This is a genomic window from Bacillus sp. 522_BSPC, assembly GCF_001076885.1.
Classification (GTDB): domain Bacteria; phylum Bacillota; class Bacilli; order Bacillales; family Cytobacillaceae; genus Niallia; species Niallia hominis.
In genome coordinates this window covers 1-2,689 of sequence record NZ_JVDT01000290.1, presented here as the reverse complement: position 1 = coordinate 2,689, position 2,689 = coordinate 1, and the positions used below count along the sequence as shown (strand labels likewise).

At 41.0% G+C, this 2,689-nt stretch carries 3 protein-coding genes and 3 tRNA genes; all 6 read right to left on the bottom strand.

Translation table 11 applies throughout. From position 1 onward, the window contains the following. Nucleotides 1-350: 350 nt before the first annotated feature. A complete protein-coding gene (locus tag ADJ83_RS24040) occupies nt 351-629 on the bottom strand; it encodes a hypothetical protein (RefSeq protein ID WP_031540273.1) in 279 nt (92 codons plus the stop codon). 41 nt (nt 630-670) lie between these two features. After that, on the bottom strand, nt 671-1,213 hold the full coding sequence (locus tag ADJ83_RS24035) for a helix-turn-helix domain-containing protein (protein WP_031540271.1): 543 nt from the start codon (nt 1,211-1,213) through the stop codon (nt 671-673). 24 nt (nt 1,214-1,237) lie between these two features. Then, entirely contained in the window at nt 1,238-2,191 is a 954-nt protein-coding gene (locus ADJ83_RS24030; RefSeq protein WP_031540269.1) for a tyrosine-type recombinase/integrase, read from the bottom strand. A 146-nt stretch (nt 2,192-2,337) separates the two neighbouring features. Continuing rightward, nucleotides 2,338-2,419, bottom strand: a tRNA-Leu gene (locus tag ADJ83_RS24025). 23 nt (nt 2,420-2,442) lie between these two features. After that, nucleotides 2,443-2,528 (bottom strand) — tRNA-Leu (locus tag ADJ83_RS24020). A gap of 34 nt (nt 2,529-2,562) precedes the next feature. Further along, nucleotides 2,563-2,636: transfer RNA gene (locus tag ADJ83_RS24015), tRNA-Cys, on the bottom strand. Nucleotides 2,637-2,689 lie beyond the last annotated feature (53 nt).

Here is a 2,689-nt window from a genome sequence, read left to right as displayed (position 1 = left end):
GATACTTACAATTCCATGTTGTATGTGCTAAACTGTTCATGTCCTTCATAAGGGCATACCTCCTTCTTGCGTGAGATAAAGTGGTCGGGAAACCAACTTTATCCTACCATGAAAGGAGGTTTTTTTGTTACCTCGCTATAAGCTCTCCGGAACCCCCGGCATAGCCAGGGGTTTTCGAAACCATCAAAAAGTCGCCAATTCATAAAGATTGGCGTTTTTATTTGCCCAAATTACGAAAAACAGCTATCGTATTGCTCGTATTTCGTACGTTTTCGACCTTCCAAATATAAAACCATTCGGACGCAAACAAGCACCTTATAAGCCAAAATACGGGCTGCATTTGCGATTTTTTACGCTTCAAGCCAATTATAAAATGGAACGGGATTCGGCTTCGGTTCAGTAATATCTTTATACATTCGAACGGCTTCTTTTTGGACGAATGCCCCTAAATCTTCGAATTTTTCCCCGAAATACTTCAAGACGAAATTGTCAAATCGACGGCGGACGGATTCCTCTTTTTGTTGCTTCGCTTCTTCAATTTTCTTCATTACGGCAAATTTACGGATTTCATTCGAAAAAACTTTTTCACAATAAGAACTAAACGATTGAATTTGAAGACCGTTTTTCACTTTGTCGCCGATTTTTAATGCAAGATAACGAACAATTTTTTTCAGATTGCTGTCAATGTCGATTGTTGTTGATAAATTTGAAACTTTTTCAATGATTTCTTTATTATCGCTAATAATATCTTTTTCTTGTTTTTTGATTCGGTTTCAAATGGTTCGAATTCGGCAATAAGCGTCAAACCCCCGTCATTGCTGGAATTGTCCCCTATGTATGATGTAACCCCTTGTTGTAACCTTTCAAGACAAAAAGGAAGAATTCGAATGACTTTCACACTTGGACGACCTGCTTTCGTTTTAGTCCGCACGGAATCAACGACGCCCAACATTTCAAGCGTCTTCAATGCCTTATTGATTGTTTTGCGGGAATATCCCGTTTGTTCTGCAATCGTTGCTTGTTTCATGAACGACAATCCAACACAACGCAAAGACGCCTTTCCAAGACAAAGAAGAACGTCAATAACACTTTGCGGGACATCGGTTTGAATATGGTCAATATACGAATAGATAGATATGTCCATTTCTTGAATTGTTGAAAATAATTCGTGTCTTTTCAGTTCTTGAAATTCAATAGCACCAAAAGCCGTCATTGGTATTCTTCCCCTTTTCCTTCCCTAAAATAGTTTTTCAATCGGTGAAAATTTCGAATGACTTTCCCTAATCTCATTCGAGAACATATTCACATATAATCGAACCATATCCATTGACGTATGACCAAGAACTTGCTGCAACGTGAACACGTCCGCCCCGTTTTGCACCGACATTTTTGCAAAAGTGTGGCGGAAAGTATGCGGCGAACAACGAACGTCTTTAATTCCAGCCATACGTCCATATTTTTGTATAGAAGATTGAACGGCACGGATTCGAAGCGGTTCATTGTCTATATTTACGAAAAGCGTTCCCGTGTCTAAATTCCCCCGAACTCTTAAATATAGGGAAAGTTGTTTTTTCATTGTCCTTTGTATTGGAACAAAGCGTTCCTTGTTTCCCTTTCCGTCAATACGAACAACGCCATCATTAAAATTAATATCGTGGACTTGAATGTCACAAAGTTCACGGATTCGGACGCCCGTTTCAAGTAAAAACATCATAATTGTGTAATCCCTTAATCCTGTAAACGTTTCTCGGTCTGGTTGCCTTAAAAGTGCGTGAATTTGGTCACGGGAAAATGTTTGAATGATTGTTCGCTTTTCTTTGACAAGTTTGACGTCTTTGATTGGATTCTCAACAATGAAACCCTCATTCGCTAAGAAGTTGAAGAACGCCCGAACGGCACGAAGGTTTGTATTGATCGTGGTATCTTTCAAGCCTTCGTTCATCATGCCAAGAATGACGATTTCTTTTATCGTTTCCTCGCTAACTGTGGCGGGTCTTGTGTCAACGTAATTCCTTTCCAATCGCTTGCAAAATTTTGTGAGCTCATTCTTGTAGAATTGTAACGTGTGCTTGGAAAGATTTCGAATCCTACAATCACGAATAAACAGATTGTAAAGAAATTCGAAGGATTCTAGTTCGTTAGAAGATTCTTGAAGATTTTGCGGAGAAAATTTATTCTTACGTCGCCCCATTCGAAAAACCCCTTTCGGATTGATATTCGAATAATGGACGCCTTCCTTCACTTCGTTTTTGTTGTTCGCACGACAAAAATAGCTGTAGAAAATGAAAGAAGCGACCTCCCAATAAAGGGAAATCGCTTCAAATCAACGAGAATTGATACCGGTGGTCGGGGTCGAACCGACACTCCAGAAGGAACACGATTTTGAGTCGTGCGCGTCTGCCAATTCCGCCACACCGGCGCGTTTATAATTTGTTTGGGTAATGCCGAGGACCGGAATCGAACCGGTACGGTAGTCACCTACCGCAGGATTTTAAGTCCTGTGCGTCTGCCAGTTCCGCCACCCCGGCATGATATGTAACAAATATAAATTATAAACGATTATGGAGGCGGCAACCGGATTCGAACCGGTGGTAAAGGTTTTGCAGACCTCTGCCTTACCACTTGGCTATGCCGCCATAATATTCTTGGAGCGGAAGACGGGATTCGAACCCGCGACCCCCACCTTGGC

Coding starts and splice junctions, on each gene's coding strand:
- ADJ83_RS24035 (WP_031540271.1), bottom strand. CDS start 1,213: ATGACGGCTTTTGGTGCTATTGAATTTCAAGAACTGAAAAGACACGAA.
- ADJ83_RS24030 (WP_031540269.1), bottom strand. CDS start 2,191: ATGGGGCGACGTAAGAATAAATTTTCTCCGCAAAATCTTCAAGAATCT.